Source organism: Synechococcus sp. F70.1, from assembly GCF_047502745.1.
GTDB lineage: Bacteria > Cyanobacteriota > Cyanobacteriia > Thermostichales > Thermostichaceae > Thermostichus.
In genome coordinates, this window is the sequence record NZ_JANSJL010000018.1 from 37,083 (window position 1) to 56,175 (window position 19,093).

The window sequence follows — 19,093 nt, forward strand, 5'->3', positions numbered from 1 at the left end:
GTAGTACTGTTGTCAATTGAATCCGCCCGCAGCAACAACGGTTCTAGGCAACTTAACGTGCTGCTAGCGCAGATACTGCCTCTTTGCAGGCAAGTCTGAGCAGCCCCTAGAAGCAGTTTGGCGTCAAGGTCATCAGGCAAAAAGGGCAGCGCTATTGGCGCTGCGGGAGCGTTGGGGGTACAGGCGCTCCCTCTCTACGGCTTTTTTGCCTGGGCAGGCAGTCTTCGCTATCCTAGGTTTTCTGCCGCCGCGCCTACTGCCTGGATTTGGCTTAGGGAACCGGTTGCAAGCTGTGAAAGCAACAAAGCAAGCCGCGCAGGCTTGAGAGGAGGTTTCTGTGGCGCTTGGCATCCTTGGAAGAAAAGTTGGCATGACCCAGATCTTCTCTCCGGAAGGGTTGGCCATTCCCGTGACCGTCGTGCAGGCCGGGCCTTGCACCGTAACCCAAATTAAAACCCAAGCCACGGACGGCTACAACGCGGTGCAGTTGGGCTACTGGCCCACCACAGAGAAGCACCTGACGCGAGCCCAGCGCGGCCACTTGCGCAAAGCGGGAGTGACGGAGCTGCTGCGTTACCTGCGCGAGTTTCGGGTCGACCAGCCAGAAGCCTACCAATTGGGGCAGAAGATCACTGTTGAGATCTTCTCTCCTGGTCAGTTACTGGACGTGGCTGGCACCTCTATCGGGCGGGGGTTTGCCGGCTACCAGAAGCGGCACCACTTTGGCCGGGGCCCCATGTCCCACGGCTCCAAGAACCACCGCCGGCCGGGTTCCATTGGCGCTGGCACGAGGCCTGGCCGCGTGTTTCCAGGACTGCGTATGGCTGGCCGGATGGGCGGTCGCCGCGTCACGATCCGCAAGCTGGAGTTGGTGAAGGTGGATCCAGAGCGGAATCTCTTGGTAATCAAAGGCTCAGTCCCCGGCGTGGAGGGAGGGCTACTGGAGATCACCCCTGCCAAACAGGTGGGCAAGAGACTCTAGCGGAGGGAGCCATGGCAAGTTGTGTGGTGAAGAATTGGCAAGGGGAAACCGTGGGCAGCGCGGAGCTGAGCTTCAAGGTGGCTCGCCCCGAGACGGCCAGTCACGTTCTCTACCTAGCTTTGCGCCGTCAGATGACCAACGCCCGCCAGGGCAATGCCCACACCAAAACGCGGGCTGAAGTGCGCGGCGGAGGGCGCAAGCCGTGGCGGCAAAAAGGCACCGGGCGGGCTCGCGCTGGCTCCATCCGCTCTCCTCTTTGGCGCAAGGGAGGGGTGGTTTTTGGCCCCCGCAAGCGGGAGTACAACCTGGCCATGAATCGCAAAGAGCGGCAGCTAGCGCTGCGCACTGCTCTGCAAGGCCGGGTGGAAGACCTAATCGTGGTGGAGGATTTCCAGGATCAGCTTAACCCGCCCAAGACCCGCGTTATGGCCCAAGCTCTGCTGCGCTGGGGAGTGAGAGAGGATCAATCGGCTCTGCTGATTGTTGCCGAGCGCTCGGAAATGGTGGAGCGGGCTGTGCGCAACATTGCCCGCGTCAAGCTCATTGGGCTAGATCAGCTCAACGTCTTCGATCTGCTCAAGGTCGATCGGGTGCTAATCACCACCTCTGCCCTAGAGAAACTCAAAGCCCGCTGGGGATCTAGCGCAGCAGCCGCCGCTCCAGACCAAGCCAATCCCCTTGAGGGCCAGGCTCAGGTCGCAGAGCAAGAAGCTCAGCCAGTTGAACAAGAAGAGCCGTAGAAGAAGCCGAAAGCCGCAGGGGAAAAGGAGGAGGACGATGACGGAGAGCAAGCGAATTCTGGCTGATGTCCTGTTGCGCCCCGTTATTACCGAGAAGACGACGGCTTTGATGGAGCAGCGCAAATACGTCTTTGAAGTGATGCCCAACGCCACCAAGCCGCTCATCCGGGCCGCCGTTGAGGAAATGTTTGGAGTACGGGTTACTTCCGTCAACACCCTGAAGCTGCCCCGTAAGCAGCGGCGGGTAGGTCGTTTTGTCGGCTACCGCAGCCGTCCCAAGCGAGCGGTGGTAACTTTGGCCGAAGGCGATTCCATCGTCCTCTTCCCTGAAACCTAGCACTCCTGGTTGAGCCATGGGCATTCGCACGTTCCGACCCTACACCCCCAGCGCCCGCCACATGACAGTCTCCAACTTTGAGGAGCTGTCGCGGGATGAAAACGGCAAGCGACCTCGACCGGAGAAGTCGCTGCTGCAATTTATCCACCGCAAAAAAGGCCGCAACAACCGCGGCGTTATCACCTGCCGTCACCGGGGCGGCGGCCACAAGCGGCTCTACCGCATCATCGACTTCCGCCGCGACAAACGCGGGATCCCAGCCACCGTCAAGACCATCGAGTACGATCCCAACCGCAGCGCCCGCATCTGCTTGGTGGAGTACGCCGATGGCGAGAAGCGCTACATCCTTGCCCCTCGCCACATCCAGGTGGGAGCCACGATCATGGCTGGGCCTGAAGCTCCCTTCGAGGTGGGCAACGCCATGCCCTTGGAGCGGATCCCCCTGGGGACGGTGGTCCACAACGTCGAGCTCTATCCCGGCCGCGGCGGACAACTTGTTCGCGCTGCCGGAACTGGCGCCCAGGTGGTAGCCAAGGAAGGCAAGTATGTCTCCCTAAAGCTGCCCTCGGGCGAGGTTCGCATGATTCGAGGGGAATGCTATGCCACCATCGGTCAAGTAGGCAATGTGGACCACAACAACATCAGCCTCGGCAAGGCGGGACGCAGCCGTTGGCTGGGTCGCCGTCCCCACGTGCGGGGCTCAGCAATGAACCCTGTGGATCACCCCCACGGCGGTGGGGAAGGAAAAGCCCCCATTGGCCGCAGTACTCCCGTTACCCCCTGGGGCAAGCCTACCCTGGGGCACAAAACCCGCAAGCGCAACAAGCCCAGCAACAAGTTTATCGTGCGCGGTCGCCGTCGGGGTGGGCAGGGGGACAAGGGCGGGGTGGCGGTGCAGTAGCAGCCAGGCCAGCCACCTGCTGCCTACCGAATTGCTTGAGCTTGAACCAAGGTGTTAGAGGGGGAAACTCCTATGGGACGTTCTCTTAAAAAAGGTCCGTTTGTAGATGCCAAGCTGCTTCGCAAAATCGAGAAGCTCAACGAGCGCAATGAGAAGCAAATGATCAAAACTTGGTCGCGGGCCAGCACCATTCTCCCTGTGATGATTGGTCACACCATTGCCGTTTACAACGGCAAGCAGCATGTGCCCATCTACATCACTGACCAGATGGTGGGTCACAAGCTGGGGGAGTTTGTCCCCACCCGCACCTTCCGCGGCCACGCCGGCAGCGACAAGAAAGCTGCCCGATCTTGAATTCAGCAAGGAAGAGGAGAACGCCATGGCCGATCCTTCCCCTGAAGTTAAAGCGGTAGCCCGTTACGTTCGCATGTCTCCCTACAAGGTGCGGCGCGTCCTCAACCAAATCCGGGGGCGCACCTATGCCGATGCCTTAATTCTGCTGGAGTTCATGCCTTACGCTGCCTGCGAGCCGGTGCGCAAGGTGCTGCGCTCAGCGGTAGCCAATGCCGAACACAACAACGGCCTGGATCCCCGCAATCTTGTCATCAGCAAAGCCTACGCTGACCAGGGGCCGACGCTGAAGCGGTATCGCCCCCGCGCCCAAGGCCGGGCCTACCCAATCCGCAAGCGCACCTGCCACATCACCATTGCTGTCCGGCCTCTAGAAGCTAAGGCGGAGACGGCTCCCTAAATTTCCCGACCTCTACCCTTTAACCGCGTACCATGGGCCAGAAGATCCACCCTTTCGGCTTGCGCCTCGGCATTATCAAGGAACACCGCAGCCGCTGGTTTGCCGACCCAGCTCACTACCCAGCCCTGCTGCAGGAGGACGATTTCATCCGCACCTATATAACCAAGAAGCTGAGCAACGCTGGTCTAGCTGACATTCAGATTGAGCGCAAAGCCGATCAGATCGACCTGGAAATCCGAGCTGCACGACCGGGTGTCGTGGTCGGCCGTGGCGGGTCCGGCCTTGAAGAGCTGCGCCAGGGCTTGCAAAAAGAGCTAAGCCTGCGCGGCAGCCCCAATAGAACCATCCGCATCAATGTAGTCGAGGTTACCCGTCCTGATGCGGAGGCAACGTTGTTGGCGGAAAACATTGCCCAGCAGTTGGAGCGGCGGATTGCCTTTCGTCGCATTGTCCGCCAGGTTATCCAACGAGCCCAGCGGGCTGGCGTGCAAGGGATCAAGGTTCAAGTTGCCGGGCGGCTGAACGGTGCTGAGATTGCTCGCAGCGAGTGGACGCGGGAAGGCCGGATCCCTCTGCAGACTCTGCGGGCAGACATTGACTATGCCGAGCGCGTTGCTCAGACCACCTATGGCGTCATTGGGGTCAAGGTCTGGGTCTTCAAAGGAGAAATCCTTCCTGGCCAAGAAAGTCTCGAACCCAAAGTTTCCTTGCAGCCGGCCAAGCGTCGGCAGCAACGGCGGCGGCCTACCTTTGAAGACCGCTCAGCCAAGGTCTGAGGGCCAAGAGCGGAACCCCTACTGCAGTTACTCAAGGAGCGGCCATGTTAAGCCCCAAACGAACCAAATACCGCAAGCAGCAGCGTGGGCGCATGAAGGGCAAGGCAACCCGTGGCAACCGCATCAGCTTTGGGGAATATGGCCTTGTGGCCCTAGAGCCCGCTTGGATTACCGCACGACAGATCGAAGCCAGCCGTCGGGTTATGAGCCGCTACATTCGGCGGGGAGGCCAGATCTGGATCCGCATCTTTCCCGACAAGCCCGTTACCCGGAAGCCTGCCGAAACCCGCATGGGATCCGGCAAAGGCAACCCCGAGTACTGGGTTTGCGTCGTCAAGCCAGGCCGCGTCCTTTTTGAAATGGGGGGAGTTCCTGAAGCAACAGCCCGGGAGGCCATGCGCCTGGCCGCTCACAAGCTTCCCATCAAAGTTAAGTTTGTAACCAAAGCTGACTTTGAGAAGCCAGAACCTGCTCAGGAAGCAGCTGCAGAATCTCCGGAAGTAGCAGCTAGCGCTAGCTAGAGGAGGAAAGTTACCATGCCCATGCCCAAAATTGCCGATGCACGCGCCCTATCAGACGAAGAATTGGCCCAAGAGATCTACGCCGTCAAAAAAGAGCTGTTCGAGTTGCGTCTGCAGCAAGCCACACGGCAGCTTACTCAACCCCACCTCATTCGCCTGCGCAAGCACAAGCTAGCTCAACTGCTGACCGTGGAGGCAGAGCGCAAACGTGGCAAATCCTTGCCCTCAACTCAGGTCAAGAAGGAGGAGTAATGCCTGCTCGCGAAAAGATTGGCGTTGTTGTCAGCAACAAGATGCAAAAGACGGTGGTTGTTGCCGTAGAAAACCGGGTTGCCCACCCAAAGTACGGCAAAATCGTCGTCAAAACCAAAAAGTTTAAAGCCCACGACGAGGAAAACCGCTGCCAAGAAGGGGATCTGGTGCGCATTGTCGAAACCCGTCCCCTCAGCCGTACCAAACGCTGGCGGGTGGTTGAGATCCTACGGGAGATGAAGAAGCTATGATTCAACAGCAAACCATGCTCACGGTAGCCGACAACACCGGCGCCCGCAAACTCATGTGCATCCGCGTCCTGGGCAGCAGCGGCCGTCGCTATGCCAGCCTGGGCGATGTGATTGTTGGTGTTGTCAAAGAGGCTCTGCCCAACATGCCAGTTAAAAAATCCGATGTGGTCAGGGCCGTTGTCATCCGCACGGTGGACACGGTACGCCGCCCTGATGGTACCTGCATCCGCTTTGACGACAACGCTGCCGTGATCATCAACGACGATGGCAACCCCCGGGGAACCCGCGTCTTTGGCCCTGTAGCCCGCGAGCTACGGGAGAAAAACTTTACCAAGATCATCTCGCTTGCGCCGGAGGTCCTGTAATGGTTCGCCCTCTTAAGCCCAGCCAAATCCGACGACTTCTCCGCCAACCTGGCGTTCGCAAGCACCGCAACAGTCTGCGCTATAAGATGCGCATCAAAAAAGGGGACTTCGTCCAGGTAATTTCGGGTGACGACAAAGGCAAAGTCGGCGAGGTGTTGCGGGTCTTTCCTGAACGCAACATGGTTTTGGTGGAAGGAGTTAACATCGTTACCTACCACCGCAAGCCCCAACGGGAAGGCGAAAAGGGCCGGATTGAGACCAAAGAAGCCCCCATCCACGCCTGCAAGGTGATGCTTTATTCCAAAAAGCACGAGGTTGCCAGCCGGGTCGGCTACCAAATTACCGCCGATGGCCGCAAAGTCCGCGTTCTCAAGAAAACCGGCGAGATCCTTGACTAGAGATTTCGAGAGCTCTGACCCAGCCCAGAGCGGGAAGGAGAACTTACCATGCCCCAACGTCTGCAAGTCCTCTACCACACGGTCATCGTTCCCAAGCTGCAAAAGGAGTTGGGCTACACCAACATCCACCAAGTGCCTCGCTTGGAGAAGATTGTCATCAATCGCGGCTTGGGAGAGGCCTCCCAAAATGCCAAGGCCCTGGAATCTTCCATTGCAGAAATTAGCGCCATTACTGGCCAACGTCCCGTAATTACCCGCGCCAAGAAGGCCATTGCCAGTTTTAAGATCCGCAAGGGCATGCCCGTTGGCCTGATGGTAACCCTGCGGCGGGAGCGAATGTATGCGTTTTTGGATCGCCTCATCAACCTGGCTTTGCCCCGCATTCGCGACTTCCGCGGCGTCAACCCCAAATCCTTTGATGGGCGCGGCAACTACACCCTTGGAATTCGCGAGCAACTGATCTTTCCCGAAATCAACTACGACGCCGTTGACCAGATTCGAGGCATGGACATCTGCATTGTCACCACCGCTAGGACCGACGAAGAGGGCCGTGCCCTGCTTAGGGAGTTTGGCATGCCCTTTGCCTCTTAGGCTTACCCCTACCCACAATTCCCTCAACTATCTTCCCAGGAGCACTAACCCACCCATGGCCCACACCAACGACACGATTGCCGACATGCTCACCCGCATTCGCAATGCCACTATGGCTCGGCACGAATCGGTGGCGGTTCCGGCCACGCGCATGACCCGCAGCATTGCCCGCGTTCTCCACGAGGAAGGTTTTGTCAGCAGCTGGAAGGAGGAGGGAGAAGGGATCCAAGCGCGGATTGTGCTGCAGTTGAAGTACAAAGGCAAAGGCAAAGACCGCCGACCCATCATCAATGGCCTCAAGCGGGTAAGCCGGCCTGGCCTGCGGGTTTACTGCGGCCATAAAGAACTGCCCCGGGTGCTGGGAGGAATTGGAATTGCCATCATCTCCACCTCCAGCGGCATCATGACCGACCGGGAGGCTCGCAAGCGGGGCATCGGCGGCGAAGTGCTCTGCTACGTCTATTAAGGTTTCTCTGGTCAGGAGTGCCTCCATGTCTCGTATTGGCAGACGCCCCATTCCCCTTCCCCCCAAGGTTGAGGTTCACATCGAGGGTCAACAGATCTCGGTGAAAGGCCCGAAGGGGCAGCTACTGCGCACCTTGCCTCCCTTGATTGCCGTGCGTCAAGAAGACCAAAGACTCCTAGTCAGCCGGGTCAACGAGTCTCGTCCGGCCCGCCAGCTGCACGGCCTCTGCCGCACCTTGATTGCCAACATGGTCGATGGAGTATCCAAGGGATTTGAGCGCAGGCTGGAATTGGTGGGCGTGGGATACCGAGCTTCCACGCAGGGCAACAAGTTGATCCTAAACGTCGGCTACAGCCACCCCGTGGAGATCCCTTTCCCGCCCGGGATTCAAATTTCGGTAGAAGGCAACAACGTCATCGTGGTCTCGGGCATCGACAAAGAACTGGTGGGCAATACAGCAGCCCGCATTCGAGCTGTGCGTCCGCCCGAGCCCTACAAGGGCAAAGGGATCCGCTACCTCGGGGAACAGATCCGTCTCAAAGCAGGTAAGTCCGGCAAAGGGAAGAAATAGCCATGAAAATAAAAGCCAACCGCAAACTCACAACCCAACGCCGCCATCGCCGCATTCGCCGCAAGATTTCCGGTACTCCCGAGCGGCCCCGTTTGGCTGTGTTTCGATCCCACCGCCACATCTATGCTCAGGTGATCGACGATGTAGCCCAACGTACTCTGGTTTCTGCCTCCACCCTGGACAGAGAGCTGCGGGGAGCGTTCCAAGGGGTTGGCACAGCCACCCGAGAGGCTGCTGCGATTGTGGGGCGCGCGGTTGCTCAGCGAGCTCTACAGGCAGGCATTTCTCGAGTCGTTTTCGACCGCGGCGGCAAGCTCTACCACGGACGGGTTCGGGCCCTGGCAGAAGCTGCCCGAGAAGCAGGCCTACAGTTCTAGTTTCTGAGAAAACGGCATATGGCTGAGCAAAAAGAACCTCGCAGAAGCAAAAAGAGCCGCGAAGAACAAACCGGCGAGTGGCAGGAGCGGGTTATCCAGATCCGACGCGTCTCCAAAGTGGTCAAGGGCGGCAAAAAGCTGAGCTTTCGCGCGGTGGTTGTAGTGGGCAACGAGCGTGGACAGGTGGGGGTTGGCGTGGGCAAAGCCAACGATGTGCTCGGAGCAGTGCGCAAGGGAGTAGTAGACGGCAAAAAGCACTTGATTGAGGTGCCCCTGACCAAGGGCTTGTCGGTACCCCACCCCATGCGAGGCTCTGGCGGTGCGGCTACCGTGTTGGTGATGCCGGCAGCTCCTGGCACAGGGGTCATTGCTGGGGGGGCGGTGCGCGCCGTTCTAGAACTGGCAGGGGTGCGCAATGCCTTGGCCAAGCAGCTAGGCTCCAGAAACCCTCTCAACAACGCCCGTGCCACCATTGACGCCCTGCGGCGGATGCGCACCTTTGAACAGGTAGCTGAAGATAGAGGGATCGACGTGCGCCGCCTGTTGAGTAAGTAGGAGGTTAGTATGCGACTGGAAGATATTCGCCCCCAACCAGGCTCGAAGCGGCGGCGGCGGCGGCTGGGCCGTGGTATTGCTGCTGGTCAGGGAGGTTCCTGCGGCAGGGGAATGCGAGGCCAAAAAGCCCGCAGCGGAGGAGGCCCTCGACCAGGCTTTGAGGGAGGTCAGACACCCCTCTACCGGCGGTTGCCCAAGCTCAAGCATTTCCCCCGCTACGTACGTCGCCCGCAGTACACCCTGGTTAACCTGCGCGCTCTGGCAACCCTGCCTGCTGGCAGCGAGGTGACTCTAGAAAGCCTAATGGAGTTGGGGATCGTGACCACCAACGACGGCCCGCTGAAGATCTTAGGGGACGGGGAAGTGCGCGTGCCCCTGACCATCCGGGCTGCTGCCATTACTGCCTCGGCCAAAGCCAAAGTGGAGGCCGCCGGAGGCCGAGTGGAGATTGTGGGATCCCGGCCCGCTCGCTCCTAGGTTGGCGGCAATTTTGGTTTTGCCGACTTCCCCACCGGCAGCGTAGAGTGGTAAGTAGCTCACCTGGCTCTTTGCTAAATCTATGGCTGACACACGAGGCTCTACTCCCTCCGCTCAAGAGACTTTCATGCAGATGGCGATGGCCTCGGGCCTGCGCAGCCGTCTGCTCCTGACCCTGGGCTTGTTGTTGTTGGTGCGGCTGGGCATCTATATTCCCATCCCCAGCATTGACCGAGTTCGCTTTGCTGCTGAGGCGGCCAACAGCCCAGTGTTTGGCTTTCTGGATATCTTCTCGGGGGGCGGCATTTCTGCCTTGGGGGTCTTTGCCCTCGGCATCCTGCCCTTCATCAACGCCTCGATCATCATGCAGCTGCTGGTTTCAGCCATCCCAGCCTTGGAGAACCTGCAGAAAAACGAGGGGGAACAGGGCCGGCGGCAGATTTCCCAGTACACCCGTTACGTCACCCTTCTCTGGGCCATCATCCAAGGCATTGGCATCTCCTTCTGGGTGCGGGAGTTTGCCAATACCAGCAACGAGCTGGCCTTTATGGCCTCCACCACCCTGGCGCTGGCAGCAGGCTCCATGTTTGTCATGTGGCTGGGGGAAATGATCACGGAGAAGGGGGTGGGCAGCGGGCCGTCGCTGTTGATCTTCGTTAACATTGTTGCCACGTTGCCGCGCGCCCTGGGTCAAACCATTAGCCTGGTTCGCGCCGACAGCAGCACGATTGGGGGTATCCTGGTGTTGACGGCTGTTTTCCTAGCCACCATTGTCGGCATTGTCTTTGTCCAGGAGGGCAGCCGCAAAATTCCCATCATCTACGCCAAGCGCCAGGTGGGCAACAAGCTGTTCCGCGAGCAGAAGAGCTACTTGCCCCTGCGGCTTAACCAGGGGGGGGTGATGCCAATCATCTTTGCCTACTCGGTGCTGTCTCTACCTTGGGCTTTGGCCCAGTATACGCAGAGCCCAGCCTTGATTCAGGTGGCCAACCTCCTCTCCCCTACCTCCTGGTTTTACATCCCCTTCTACTTCCTGCTCATTCTCTTCTTTAGCTACTTCTACGCTTCCTTGATTATCAATCCAGTAGAACTGGCCCAGAACTTGAAGAAACTGGGTGCCAGCATTCCAGGCGTGCGTCCTGGCAAGGCCACGGCTGAGTACATCGAAGGGATCCTCAACCGGCTGACACTGCTGGGGGCCTTGTTTTTGTGTGCGGTGGCCATTATTCCCACGACAGTAGAGCGGGCAACCGGCATTACCACTTTCCAAGGCTTGGGAGCCACCTCGCTGCTCATTTTGGTGGGGGTAGCCATTGAAACCTCCAAGCAAATCCAGACTTACGTTATTTCGCAGCGTTACGAAGGGATGGTCAAGCAGTAGTGCTGAGGTTAATCTTTTTAGGACCGCCAGGAGCAGGCAAGGGTACGCAGGCAGAGCGGCTGTCAGCCATCTACCACACACTCAAAATTTCTACAGGCGATCTGCTGCGGGCAGAGGTCAAAGCTCAGACCCCGCTGGGACGGCAGGCCAAGGTGTACATGGATGCAGGGGAGCTAGTGCCCGACGAGGTGTTGATTGGGATGGTCAGAGGCCAGTTGCAGCAGTCGCCGGAGCAGGGCTGGATTCTAGACGGCTTTCCCCGCACCTTGGCGCAGGCAGAGGCTTTGGAAGAGCTGCTGCAGGAGCTGAGGCAAGACTACGACCACGTCTTCAACCTAGAAGTGCCCGACGAGGTGGTAGTGGCGCGGCTGTTGGCCCGCGGCAAGGAGCAGGGGCGCAGCGACGATGCTGATGAGGCCGTCATCCTCAAACGCTTGCAGGTGTATCGGCAGCAAACCGCTCCCCTAATCGACTTTTACGAGGCTAAGGGCCGTTTGCGGCGGATTAACGGCAACCAGCCGATGGAAGTGGTCCAGCAGCACCTACAGGCCCTTTTGGAGAGCTGTAGGAGGACGGCATGACCAAGGCCAGCAAGCCGGGGCTGGGATCTTTGCGGCGAGGCCTGCAGCTTGGTGAGATCAAATCTCGCCGGGAAGTGGAGAAGATGCGGCGGGCTGGGCGAGTGGTGGCCCAGGTGCTGCAGGAAATTGCCGAGCGCCTGGAGCCGGGCTGGACAACCGCAGACATCGATGCCTACGCTGAGCGGCGGGTAGCGGAGTTAAATGCCCTGCCCAGCTTCAAGGGCTACTACGGCTTTCCCGCCTGCGTCTGCGTCAGCATCAACCATGAAGTGGTGCACGGGATCCCCAGCCCCCGCAAAGTGGTGCAGCCAGGAGACATCGTCAAGGTGGACTTTGGCGCCATGGTGGAAGGCTGGCATGCGGATTCTTGCATCACCATTGGCCTAGAGCCCCTCAGCGATGCCGCCCGCGACCTCATCGACACAGCGGCCCAAGCCCTACAGGTAGGCATAGAGCACGTTCGCCATGGGGTCTGGCTGCAAGATGTCTCAGGCGCCATTGAAGACTATGTGCGGGAGCGGGGCTACTCCGTGGTGAGGCAGTACGTTGGCCATGGCGTGGGTCGCAACTTGCACGAAGAGCCGCAGTTTCCTCACTACCGCACCTCTGAGCTGCCCAATCCCAAGCTTCGCGCCGGCATGACGCTGGCCATTGAGCCAATGGTCACTGCGGGGGGAGAGGCCACGCGAGTGTTGCCGGATCGCTGGACGGTGGTAACAGTGGATGGCTCCTGGTCAGCCCAGTTTGAGCACACCATTCTGGTTACCGAGGCCGGCGCTGAGATTTTGACAGATCGCACCCCCTTTCAGTCCTAGAGAGTTCCCCCATGAAGGACTGCAACAGCTAGGATAGAAGAGGTGGAGTATTGTTTCGGCTCTTAACCCCCTCTTAACAGGAGAGGGGAGGGCCATAGAGTTGCGTTGTCTGAGAAGGAGGGCTACTTGGCTAAGGAAGACGCTATTGAAGTGGAAGGGGTAGTTACGGAATCCCTACCCAATGCCATGTTCCGGGTGGACCTGGACAATGGCTTTAACGTTCTCGCCCACATCTCGGGCAAGATCCGCCGCAACTACATCAAGATCCTGCCCGGCGACCGGGTAAAGGTGGAGCTCAGCCCCTATGACCTCAACAAGGGGCGGATTACCTACCGCCTTAAGAAAAATGAGTAGGTGTTTTCCAGATCCTACTGGGGCGGGTGAGAAGGAAGCGCGAGGGGGCAGTCATCTCCACGAACCCCTCGCTTTGCTTATGTGCATCCGGGGCAGTTTGCCTGGGGGTTGTCGAAGCCCAGCCCACTGCTAGGTAAGGTGGGTACCCACTCGGCCGCTCAAGCTGGTTCGCCAGCATTCTCTTCCCAGGGATCGCTATCCCTGGAGGGGGGGGGAGCTGGCTCAGGAGGAGGAGGGGAAGTTTCTTCTTGGGGATACTCCTGTTCCCACGCCGGCTGTTCAGAGACAGGAGAGGACGCGGGCCGAGGGGGTGGGGGTTCAGGCTCTGCTTCGGCGTAGACGTCCTCTTCCTCTGCCTCTTCCGCTGCGTATTCCTCGGCGTAGGCTTCCTCGTAGCGTTCCTCCGCCTCAGCCTCAGCGGTAGACCTAGGCAGGGCAGGGGCAGAGGCGCCTGCAGCTAGCCAGGGGGGCTTGCCTAGCCCCAGGGTCTCCAAGATTCCTTTGGCCAGTTGGGTCAGGCGGGTCTCAGCGCCATCAGCCACAATGAGGCGATCGCCGCCTACGGAGACGATCTCATCAGCAGGAAGCAGATAAGTGCTGAGGATAAAGCCAGGCAAAAAGGTGAGGCCAAGGCTAGAGAGGATTAAGCCACTGATTAGACCAGAGACAGAGTTAAACTCAAAGTCCTTAACCTTACCGAGGCGGATCCCTTCTTCCGTTACCACTTCGCTGCCGACTACCCGGCTGAGACCCTCCAAATTCAAGTCTTCGAAGACTTCATCGCTGGGGACGAGGATAGCGTCTTGCCCTAGGGCTGTGACCTGCTGCAGCTCTAGTAAACGGGGCGATCCAGCAAAGGCTCTTTCCAGCACCCCCAGCACCAGGACCTGCCTAGCTTCCAGATCTGCCCAAACTTCGCTAACCACTCCGAGCCGGGCCCCATTGGCTTGGCTAATCACCTGCGTTCCCAGAACCTGTGACCGCCGACGAACCTCTGGTCGTGCTAGTGCAACAGATCCTTTCTCCGTTGTCATGGTGGTTTCCCCGTCGTAAGTCGAAGTGTTGGCGTGAGTGGGCTGGTCAGCCGGCCCCAGGCATCAAAATCCAATAGTACCACTGCCCGTCTCTTCTCTAGCGGGCTGCCGGGATCGGATCCCGGCCAATTTGCCCGCTCCAGGCTAAAAACCGCTCTGTCATGCCCTGGAGGGAATAGTGCTGTTCTGCGTGGTGTCGGCAGTGGCTGCGGTCGATGCAATCCAAGTGTTCTACGGCCCTTGCTAAGGCCGCCACATCGTCCGGCTCTACCACCCAGCCAGTTTCTCCATCGCTGACAATTTCCGCCGGCCCGCCGCGACGGTAGGTGATCACGGGCACACCGCACGCCAAAGCTTCCACCGCCACCAGGCCAAAGGCTTCCACCCACTTGGGGGTCATGATCAAGGCCGAGCATTGGCCCAAGAGCCGCTGCAGCTGGGAGGTGGGCAAAAACCCCCGGTAGTCCAATTGAGCCCGTGGGTACTGTTCCCGAATCTGCTGCCAGTAGGCCGGGTCTTGCAGGTGGCCCAGGATCAGCACTGGCCTTCCCGTCTTCTCCGCCAGGGCGGCGCAGTCTTCCAGGCCCTTTTCCGGGGCAATGCGGCCAATCCAACACAGGGATCCGTTCCCCTTGGGCACAAACTCGTAGCGGCTGAGGTCGACGCCACAGGGCAAATAGACAAAGGGATCCCGGCCTGCCGACATCTGGGCGCGGGCAAAGGCAAAAGTCTGGGCTTGGGCTCGCGAGTGCACCGCCAGCCGACCTGGGTAGCGGTGGGCAATGTGCTCCAGGACCTGATCCACAGCATCGCTGAGGGATCCCATGCTGAGGATATGGGCCACCGGCGTGCGGAAAAAATCGGTCAGGTAGAACGAGAGCCAGTCGTAGCTCCAGTTCACGATAAGCTCAAACTGCTCCTGCAGTTGGGCAGCTCGCTGCCACAGGTTGGCCACCAGAGAAGGGGTGGAAAAACAGACCGGCTGGTCGCGGCGCTGGCTCTGGGCATAGGGCGGGGGGAGGCCTGGGACGGTCTCGATAACTCCCTCCGGCAAGTCGGCACTGTGGGATCCCTCAGGCGCTAGCACGCGCACTTGGGCCCCTCTCTCAAGCAGGCTACGCGCCAAGTTGACAAGGTTGAGCTCCACCCCGCCGCCCGCCCCCGACCCAAGAGGCCCAACGGGGGTGGAAACAAACAGGAAGCAGTGAGGACGACCCATGCAGCCTTCCGGCCCAACCCCTTGCTGAGCTGGGTTAATCCCTGAGGGGGGGATCAGGTTCTAGACACGAAGATTTCCTCTTTCTCGACCTTAACCTTGTAGGCAGTTAGGTCGGCATCGGCTGGGCCGCGAATACGGCTGCCATCAGCAGCAAAAGCTGAGCCATGGCAGGGGCAGACGAAGTTCTTGCCCCGCCAGTCCACCTCGCAGCCAGCGTGGGGACAGGTTGCGTCCAGAGCCAGTACCGAGTCCGCTTTTTTGGGATCCTTGACCAGCCACAGCGTGGCAGTGTTGTTGCCAAAGGCGTTTTTCACCTTGAGGGGACCTTTCTCCAGATCAGCAAGGGTTGCAACCTTTACAAATTTCGGCTCAGCAGCCCTAGGACTGACAGGGGCGCCCTGCGCAAGGGCCCGGTCGAAACGGCGCCGCGTCAAAGCAGGCAGCAGGCCCACTAGCGCGCCCAAGCCAAGCGCTATCCAGCGCAGAAAACCACGACGGTTGCTGTACATGGCCACTAGATCCTCAAGACAAAGCGAAGCGTCAGCCAGGAACCTTCCCAAGGGGGTGCCAGCACATTGGCCACCTTCCAATTATGGCTTCAGCCAGCGCAAACCGCACTTTTGCAGGCTCTGCAAATCGCCGTGTGCGCGGCCCGCGGTTGTGTCCTGCCTTTGGGGAGGGCATGAGGTCGTTAACCAAAGCGCGAAATTGACATTCTCCCTGCCCTAAAGGACAAGGATTCTTTCTCAGACAGCAGGATGAATCCTGCCGGCTGAGCTACAAAGTGCTCCGCGCCGCCGTAGGCGAAAGAGCATGAGGTTTAAACCTCAGCCCTATGGGGGATGCCATAACCCCAACTACTGGGCCGGAGCCCAGATACGTTTGACTGCACGCTGCACTCTTCTTATGAATGGATGGAGCGACTGTTGCAGTCTAGCAAAAGCCGCCCTAAAGGGCGGGGCTTGTACCCAGTTTTCTTGGTCAACCTCTAGTGGCCTTTGGGATGCCCCCGAAGATGTTGGCGGCGTTCCTCATATTCTGCGCGGGTGAGCAGGCCATGCTTCCACTGGATCTCCAACTGCTGCTCGGGATCCCGGACTTCCCGACTTTTCGCACTGGTCCATTCCAGCTCGAGGAGATCCCGGTTGAAGCGGAAATCGAAGTCCTCATTGGTCATGGTGAGCAACCACAGGCCCTCCAGCAAGCAGAGAGCTCGCAGCCCATAGCTGAGGATCTGCAGGGGAAGAGAGGGAACCCACACCATCAGCCCCACCAGCAAGTACACCCACCCCCAGCGCTTGTGGCCCATGTAGAAGCGCTGCAATCCCGGGATCACCACCCCCAGCACTGCCAACCAACCGGCCGCCTCGCGAACCAGCCGCTGGCGTGGCGGTGGGGGCGCCTCTCGGCCCTCGGCCATGCTCTGCCCTACCTACACCTGCCACCAGGCTAGCGCAGTTTCCAAGTCCTTGGCAGAGGGAGAGAGAACCCAAGCTCCAAGCGCCTTCCGCCTATACTTGATGGGGGCAGATGGAAAGCAAAAAATGGCGGAGCGGGAGCTAGCGGTGGCGATCCTGGCAGCGGGCAAGGGCACCCGCATGCGGTCGCAATTGCCCAAGGTGCTGCACAAGCTGGGATCCTTGTCTTTGATCGAGCGGCTGCTGCGGACAGTGCTGGCTCTGGAGCCCCAGCGCTGTCTGGTAATCGTAGGCTACCAACAGGAGCAGGTGCGACAGACCTTACGGGAGTACCCGGTTGAATTTGTAGAGCAGGCCCAGCAGTTGGGCACCGGACATGCGGTGCAGCAGCTTTTGCCTGTTCTAGGCGACTTTCAGGGGGATCTGCTGGTGGTCAACGGGGATGTGCCCCTGTTGCGGGTGGAAACCCTGCAGGCCCTGGTGGAACGCCACCGCCAAGTCCAGCCGGATGTGACGTTGCTCTCGGCTCAGGTGGCGGATCCCTATGGCTATGGGCGGGTGTTTTGCGATGCCCAGCAGCGAATCCTGGAGCTGGTGGAAGAGCGCGACTGCACCCCGGCCCAGCGGCAAAATTGCCGCGTCAACAGCGGCGTCTACTGTTTCCATTGGCCGGCCCTGGCACGGGTGCTGCCGAGTTTAGAGCGGAACAACGCCCAGCAGGAGTACTATCTCACCGACGCAGTTAAACTGCTGGAGAAAGCCATCGCCCTGGACGCTGAGGATCCGCGGGAAATCGTCGGCATCAACGACCGCCGCCAGTTGGCCCAGGCCTACCAGATTCTTCAAGAGCGCCTCAAAGAGGCTTGGATGGAGGCGGGGGTGACTTTTGTGGATCCCGACAGCGTCAGCCTGGAAGAGACGGTGGAATTGGCCCCCGATGTGGTGATCGAGCCCCAAACCCATCTGCGAGGGCCGTGCCGCATTGGGCCGCGCACCCGTCTGGGGCCGGGCAGTTGGATTGAGTCCAGCACCATCGGCTCCGATTGCCACATCCTCTACTCGGTGGTCAGCCACAGCCAGATCGGCAACCACGTCTGGGTAGGGCCCTACGCCCACATCCGCCCCAATAGCTGCATTGGCGACGGCTGCCGCATCGGCAACTTTGTGGAAGTCAAAAACACCCAGATTGGATCCCACACCAATGCTGCCCACCTGGCGTATCTAGGCGACGCCAAGTTGGGATCCCAGGTCAACATCGGCGCCGGCACGGTTATTGCCAACTACGACGGCCAGCAGAAGCACTTCACGGAAATCGGCGATCGCAGCAAGACAGGGGCCAACTCGGTACTGGTGGCTCCCCTCAAGATAGGATCCGATGTCACCATCGCCGCCGGTTCCACCATCCCTGCCCGCTACCCTGTGCCCGACGACTGCCTGGTGATCGCCCGCGCTTACCCGGTGGTCAAGCCGGGCTGGCGACCAGGGATCTCCGCTGCTAGCCGCCCCCAGCCTCTACCCCCAGGATCCCTGCGCATCTACCCCTTGCGCCTCTTGCCCGGACAAGACCTGAAGCAGGAGCTGGAGCGCTTTGCCCGCCAACAACCCCTGCAGGCAGGCTTTGTTCTCAGCGCCGTTGGCAGCCTCCGCCAAGCCACCCTGCGCCTGGCCGACCAAACCGAGGATTGCCTGCTGGCCGAGCCCCTGGAGATCCTGTCCCTGAGCGGATCCCTCTGCCCGGACGGCGTCCATCTTCACCTTGCCGTTGCCAATGCCCAGGGCCGAACTTGGGGAGGGCACCTGCGCCCTGGCTGCCTCATCTACACCACCGCCGAAATTGTCCTCGCCGACAGCCTGGAGTACCGCTTCTCCCGCCAACTGGATCCAGCCACCGGCTACTTGGAGCTGCATATCGAAAAGGTGGCCAAGCAAACGCTCCAGGCAGCGGAAGACACCTAAGCAGCGAGTATATTGGCTAACATAGCCTTAGGTCAGGACCACCCCGACTAGCCCTAAGGGTTGCTGGCACAAGCTGAGAAGGGGAGTATTCCCTATGCCCCGAGTGAGCACTGCCGAGGAGCTACTGGCAAGCTACGCTGCTGGCGAGTGCAACTTTCAAGAATCCAACCTGGTGGGCGTAGACTTGGTGCGCGCCATGCTGCAGGGGGCAAACCTGAGAGGGGCCAACCTCTCCTTTGGCAAGCTGAGTGGAATTAACTTGCAGGAAGCCGATTTGCGGGGAGCCGATCTCAGCTCCGCCAACCTCATAGGGGCAAACCTGCGCGGCGCCAACCTCTGGGAAGCCAACTTGATCGGCGCTGACCTTAGCTTTGCCGACCTGCGGGAGGCCAATCTCCATGGAGCCTACCTCTGGGAGGCCAAGCTAACCCGTGCCCAGCTGCAGGGATCTAACCTGAGCGCAGCCAAGTTGGGGGGAGCGGTGCTGATTGGCGCTGACCTGAGCGGAGCCATCCTACCCGATGGCACAGTACAGCCCTGGTCTGCTCCCTCGGCAAACAAGGCAGAATAGAACCGGTGCAAGCGGCTTTCCTATGTTTTTGCTATTTAACCTGCTCTTGACTCTGCTGCTGGCTTTGGGAGTGGCAGTCCTAGCTGGCCAAAACCCGACCTTGCGGACAGTGCAGTTTCTGCTGTGGCGCTCGGTGGAGCTGCCCTTGGGATTGCTCATCGCCGCCGCCATTGGCCTAGGCCTGCTGACCGTGGGGCTGGGCTCTTTTCTCTGGCCTGAACGCAGTTTTTCCCTTGTCGCCCGCCAGTTGCAGGAACGGCTGCAGCAACTGGAAACGCAGGAGCAGCCGCCTGCCTAGGGTGTCCTGTTGCTGGAATGGCCCGCATCCCCAAGAGAGGGCGTAAGCTGAGAGAGTGTTCTCAGCAGTGCCTAGCCGAGGTGACAGCCATGCCTCATTCAGACCCGCGCGCCCTGCGCAAAGCCCTGCGCAGCTCCAGCACCTACTTTGCTAAA

General features: G+C 59.8%; 28 protein-coding genes and 2 pseudogenes. 26 read left to right on the forward strand and 4 right to left on the reverse strand.

Annotated features, from left to right (window positions below; translation table 11 throughout):
- Window positions 1–337 precede the first annotated feature (337 nt).
- The 22 genes and pseudogenes from rplC (at window position 338) to infA (ending at window position 12,442) form a co-directional block, all read left to right on the forward strand.
- Window positions 338–982 (forward strand): 50S ribosomal protein L3, encoded by a 645-nt coding sequence (gene rplC / locus NW860_RS01085; protein ID WP_414394218.1) that lies wholly within the window; start codon window positions 338–340, stop codon window positions 980–982.
- Between the two features lie 11 nt (window positions 983–993).
- Window positions 994–1,623, forward strand: a pseudogene (rplD, locus tag NW860_RS01090) (50S ribosomal protein L4); the annotation flags it as partial.
- Between the two features lie 136 nt (window positions 1,624–1,759).
- The gene (locus NW860_RS01095) at window positions 1,760–2,059 is read left to right on the forward strand and encodes a 50S ribosomal protein L23 (RefSeq protein WP_414359244.1); all 300 of its coding nucleotides are present in this window, start codon (window positions 1,760–1,762) and stop codon (window positions 2,057–2,059) included.
- 16 nt (window positions 2,060–2,075) lie between these two features.
- Complete coding sequence (rplB, locus tag NW860_RS01100) at window positions 2,076–2,960, forward strand: 50S ribosomal protein L2 (protein ID WP_414511963.1); 885 nt, start codon at window positions 2,076–2,078, stop codon at window positions 2,958–2,960.
- A 72-nt stretch (window positions 2,961–3,032) separates the two neighbouring features.
- Window positions 3,033–3,314, forward strand: coding sequence for a 30S ribosomal protein S19 (gene rpsS / locus NW860_RS01105; protein ID WP_414394222.1), 282 nt, complete (start codon window positions 3,033–3,035; stop codon window positions 3,312–3,314).
- Between the two features lie 25 nt (window positions 3,315–3,339).
- The gene (rplV, locus tag NW860_RS01110; protein ID WP_414394223.1) at window positions 3,340–3,711 is read left to right on the forward strand and encodes a 50S ribosomal protein L22; all 372 of its coding nucleotides are present in this window, start codon (window positions 3,340–3,342) and stop codon (window positions 3,709–3,711) included.
- 32 nt (window positions 3,712–3,743) lie between these two features.
- Window positions 3,744–4,487, forward strand: coding sequence for a 30S ribosomal protein S3 (rpsC, locus tag NW860_RS01115; protein WP_414411287.1), 744 nt, complete (start codon window positions 3,744–3,746; stop codon window positions 4,485–4,487).
- 44 nt (window positions 4,488–4,531) lie between these two features.
- Window positions 4,532–5,008 (forward strand): 50S ribosomal protein L16, encoded by a 477-nt coding sequence (rplP, locus tag NW860_RS01120; RefSeq protein WP_414394227.1) that lies wholly within the window; start codon window positions 4,532–4,534, stop codon window positions 5,006–5,008.
- Between the two features lie 15 nt (window positions 5,009–5,023).
- Window positions 5,024–5,260: a 50S ribosomal protein L29 gene (gene rpmC, locus NW860_RS01125; protein WP_414394229.1), complete on the forward strand. Its 237-nt coding sequence runs from the start codon at window positions 5,024–5,026 to the stop codon at window positions 5,258–5,260.
- Window positions 5,260–5,511: a 30S ribosomal protein S17 gene (gene rpsQ / locus NW860_RS01130; RefSeq protein WP_414394231.1), complete on the forward strand. Its 252-nt coding sequence runs from the start codon at window positions 5,260–5,262 to the stop codon at window positions 5,509–5,511. Before rpmC ends, rpsQ begins: the two co-directional genes overlap by 1 nt.
- Window positions 5,508–5,876: a 50S ribosomal protein L14 gene (rplN, locus tag NW860_RS01135; protein ID WP_414394233.1), complete on the forward strand. Its 369-nt coding sequence runs from the start codon at window positions 5,508–5,510 to the stop codon at window positions 5,874–5,876. The genes rpsQ and rplN overlap by 4 nt, the downstream gene beginning before the upstream one ends.
- Window positions 5,876–6,274: a 50S ribosomal protein L24 gene (rplX, locus tag NW860_RS01140; protein WP_414394234.1), complete on the forward strand. Its 399-nt coding sequence runs from the start codon at window positions 5,876–5,878 to the stop codon at window positions 6,272–6,274. The genes rplN and rplX overlap by 1 nt, the downstream gene beginning before the upstream one ends.
- A 48-nt stretch (window positions 6,275–6,322) precedes the next feature.
- On the forward strand, window positions 6,323–6,865 hold the full coding sequence (gene rplE / locus NW860_RS01145) for a 50S ribosomal protein L5 (protein WP_414394236.1): 543 nt from the start codon (window positions 6,323–6,325) through the stop codon (window positions 6,863–6,865).
- Window positions 6,866–6,920: 55 nt separating this feature from the next.
- On the forward strand, window positions 6,921–7,331 hold the full coding sequence (rpsH, locus tag NW860_RS01150; protein ID WP_414394238.1) for a 30S ribosomal protein S8: 411 nt from the start codon (window positions 6,921–6,923) through the stop codon (window positions 7,329–7,331).
- Between the two features lie 25 nt (window positions 7,332–7,356).
- Window positions 7,357–7,902: a 50S ribosomal protein L6 gene (gene rplF / locus NW860_RS01155; RefSeq protein ID WP_414404822.1), complete on the forward strand. Its 546-nt coding sequence runs from the start codon at window positions 7,357–7,359 to the stop codon at window positions 7,900–7,902.
- An 8-nt stretch (window positions 7,903–7,910) separates the two neighbouring features.
- Complete coding sequence (gene rplR / locus NW860_RS01160; RefSeq protein WP_414394401.1) at window positions 7,911–8,279, forward strand: 50S ribosomal protein L18; 369 nt, start codon at window positions 7,911–7,913, stop codon at window positions 8,277–8,279.
- 18 nt (window positions 8,280–8,297) lie between these two features.
- Entirely contained in the window at window positions 8,298–8,834 is a 537-nt protein-coding gene (gene rpsE, locus NW860_RS01165) for a 30S ribosomal protein S5 (RefSeq protein WP_414394242.1), read from the forward strand.
- Window positions 8,835–8,843: 9 nt separating this feature from the next.
- Window positions 8,844–9,311, forward strand: coding sequence for a 50S ribosomal protein L15 (gene rplO / locus NW860_RS01170; protein WP_414394244.1), 468 nt, complete (start codon window positions 8,844–8,846; stop codon window positions 9,309–9,311).
- An 82-nt stretch (window positions 9,312–9,393) separates the two neighbouring features.
- Window positions 9,394–10,692, forward strand: coding sequence for a preprotein translocase subunit SecY (gene secY / locus NW860_RS01175; RefSeq protein ID WP_414394246.1), 1,299 nt, complete (start codon window positions 9,394–9,396; stop codon window positions 10,690–10,692).
- Window positions 10,692–11,273, forward strand: coding sequence for an adenylate kinase (locus NW860_RS01180; RefSeq protein WP_414394248.1), 582 nt, complete (start codon window positions 10,692–10,694; stop codon window positions 11,271–11,273). The genes secY and NW860_RS01180 overlap by 1 nt, the downstream gene beginning before the upstream one ends.
- Entirely contained in the window at window positions 11,270–12,088 is an 819-nt protein-coding gene (gene map / locus NW860_RS01185) for a type I methionyl aminopeptidase (RefSeq protein WP_414511964.1), read from the forward strand. The genes NW860_RS01180 and map overlap by 4 nt, the downstream gene beginning before the upstream one ends.
- 126 nt (window positions 12,089–12,214) lie before the next feature.
- Window positions 12,215–12,442, forward strand: a complete 228-nt coding sequence (gene infA, locus NW860_RS01190) for a translation initiation factor IF-1 (protein WP_414394403.1) — start codon at window positions 12,215–12,217, stop codon at window positions 12,440–12,442.
- A 158-nt stretch (window positions 12,443–12,600) separates the two neighbouring features.
- Here infA and NW860_RS01195 read toward each other — a convergent pair whose 3' ends face one another.
- From NW860_RS01195 to NW860_RS01210, 4 genes are all read right to left on the reverse strand, one after another.
- Window positions 12,601–13,476, reverse strand: coding sequence for a PRC-barrel domain-containing protein (locus tag NW860_RS01195; RefSeq protein WP_414511965.1), 876 nt, complete (start codon window positions 13,474–13,476; stop codon window positions 12,601–12,603).
- Window positions 13,477–13,573: 97 nt separating this feature from the next.
- Window positions 13,574–14,695 carry a glycosyltransferase family 4 protein gene (locus tag NW860_RS01200; protein ID WP_414511966.1) on the reverse strand — a complete coding sequence of 374 codons (1,122 nt, stop codon included), beginning with the start codon at window positions 14,693–14,695 and terminating at the stop codon, window positions 13,574–13,576.
- Between the two features lie 53 nt (window positions 14,696–14,748).
- On the reverse strand, window positions 14,749–15,204 hold the full coding sequence (locus NW860_RS01205) for a ubiquinol-cytochrome c reductase iron-sulfur subunit (RefSeq protein WP_414394406.1): 456 nt from the start codon (window positions 15,202–15,204) through the stop codon (window positions 14,749–14,751).
- A 479-nt stretch (window positions 15,205–15,683) separates the two neighbouring features.
- On the reverse strand, window positions 15,684–16,115 hold the full coding sequence (locus NW860_RS01210) for an SHOCT domain-containing protein (protein ID WP_414404816.1): 432 nt from the start codon (window positions 16,113–16,115) through the stop codon (window positions 15,684–15,686).
- A gap of 124 nt (window positions 16,116–16,239) precedes the next feature.
- On the opposite strand from NW860_RS01210, the pseudogene glmU reads away from it, so the two are divergent.
- The 4 genes and pseudogenes from glmU to NW860_RS01230 all read left to right on the forward strand — a co-directional run.
- Window positions 16,240–17,589 (forward strand): annotated as a pseudogene (gene glmU / locus NW860_RS01215) (bifunctional UDP-N-acetylglucosamine diphosphorylase/glucosamine-1-phosphate N-acetyltransferase GlmU); the annotation flags it as partial.
- Window positions 17,572–18,069, forward strand: coding sequence for a PPC domain-containing DNA-binding protein (locus tag NW860_RS01220; RefSeq protein WP_414394408.1), 498 nt, complete (start codon window positions 17,572–17,574; stop codon window positions 18,067–18,069). The pseudogene glmU and the gene NW860_RS01220, both read left to right, overlap by 18 nt.
- A 94-nt stretch (window positions 18,070–18,163) precedes the next feature.
- Window positions 18,164–18,640 carry a pentapeptide repeat-containing protein gene (locus tag NW860_RS01225; RefSeq protein WP_414511967.1) on the forward strand — a complete coding sequence of 159 codons (477 nt, stop codon included), beginning with the start codon at window positions 18,164–18,166 and terminating at the stop codon, window positions 18,638–18,640.
- Window positions 18,641–18,662: 22 nt separating this feature from the next.
- A complete protein-coding gene (locus NW860_RS01230; protein WP_414394255.1) occupies window positions 18,663–18,938 on the forward strand; it encodes a lipopolysaccharide assembly protein LapA domain-containing protein in 276 nt (91 codons plus the stop codon).
- The last annotated feature ends 155 nt before the right edge of the window (window positions 18,939–19,093 follow it).

Coding starts and splice junctions, on each gene's coding strand:
- rplB (WP_414511963.1), top strand. CDS start 2,076: ATGGGCATTCGCACGTTCCGACCCTACACCCCCAGCGCCCGCCACATG.
- rplO (WP_414394244.1), top strand. CDS start 8,844: ATGCGACTGGAAGATATTCGCCCCCAACCAGGCTCGAAGCGGCGGCGG.
- NW860_RS01195 (WP_414511965.1), bottom strand. CDS start 13,476: ATGACAACGGAGAAAGGATCTGTTGCACTAGCACGACCAGAGGTTCGT.
- NW860_RS01200 (WP_414511966.1), bottom strand. CDS start 14,695: ATGGGTCGTCCTCACTGCTTCCTGTTTGTTTCCACCCCCGTTGGGCCT.
- NW860_RS01095 (WP_414359244.1), top strand. CDS start 1,760: ATGACGGAGAGCAAGCGAATTCTGGCTGATGTCCTGTTGCGCCCCGTT.
- rpsQ (WP_414394231.1), top strand. CDS start 5,260: ATGCCTGCTCGCGAAAAGATTGGCGTTGTTGTCAGCAACAAGATGCAA.
- rpsS (WP_414394222.1), top strand. CDS start 3,033: ATGGGACGTTCTCTTAAAAAAGGTCCGTTTGTAGATGCCAAGCTGCTT.
- secY (WP_414394246.1), top strand. CDS start 9,394: ATGGCTGACACACGAGGCTCTACTCCCTCCGCTCAAGAGACTTTCATG.
- NW860_RS01210 (WP_414404816.1), bottom strand. CDS start 16,115: ATGGCCGAGGGCCGAGAGGCGCCCCCACCGCCACGCCAGCGGCTGGTT.
- rpsE (WP_414394242.1), top strand. CDS start 8,298: ATGGCTGAGCAAAAAGAACCTCGCAGAAGCAAAAAGAGCCGCGAAGAA.
- rplV (WP_414394223.1), top strand. CDS start 3,340: ATGGCCGATCCTTCCCCTGAAGTTAAAGCGGTAGCCCGTTACGTTCGC.
- rplX (WP_414394234.1), top strand. CDS start 5,876: ATGGTTCGCCCTCTTAAGCCCAGCCAAATCCGACGACTTCTCCGCCAA.
- rplP (WP_414394227.1), top strand. CDS start 4,532: ATGTTAAGCCCCAAACGAACCAAATACCGCAAGCAGCAGCGTGGGCGC.
- map (WP_414511964.1), top strand. CDS start 11,270: ATGACCAAGGCCAGCAAGCCGGGGCTGGGATCTTTGCGGCGAGGCCTG.
- rpmC (WP_414394229.1), top strand. CDS start 5,024: ATGCCCATGCCCAAAATTGCCGATGCACGCGCCCTATCAGACGAAGAA.
- rplE (WP_414394236.1), top strand. CDS start 6,323: ATGCCCCAACGTCTGCAAGTCCTCTACCACACGGTCATCGTTCCCAAG.
- NW860_RS01225 (WP_414511967.1), top strand. CDS start 18,164: ATGCCCCGAGTGAGCACTGCCGAGGAGCTACTGGCAAGCTACGCTGCT.
- rplF (WP_414404822.1), top strand. CDS start 7,357: ATGTCTCGTATTGGCAGACGCCCCATTCCCCTTCCCCCCAAGGTTGAG.
- NW860_RS01230 (WP_414394255.1), top strand. CDS start 18,663: ATGTTTTTGCTATTTAACCTGCTCTTGACTCTGCTGCTGGCTTTGGGA.
- rpsC (WP_414411287.1), top strand. CDS start 3,744: ATGGGCCAGAAGATCCACCCTTTCGGCTTGCGCCTCGGCATTATCAAG.
- NW860_RS01205 (WP_414394406.1), bottom strand. CDS start 15,204: ATGTACAGCAACCGTCGTGGTTTTCTGCGCTGGATAGCGCTTGGCTTG.
- rpsH (WP_414394238.1), top strand. CDS start 6,921: ATGGCCCACACCAACGACACGATTGCCGACATGCTCACCCGCATTCGC.
- rplN (WP_414394233.1), top strand. CDS start 5,508: ATGATTCAACAGCAAACCATGCTCACGGTAGCCGACAACACCGGCGCC.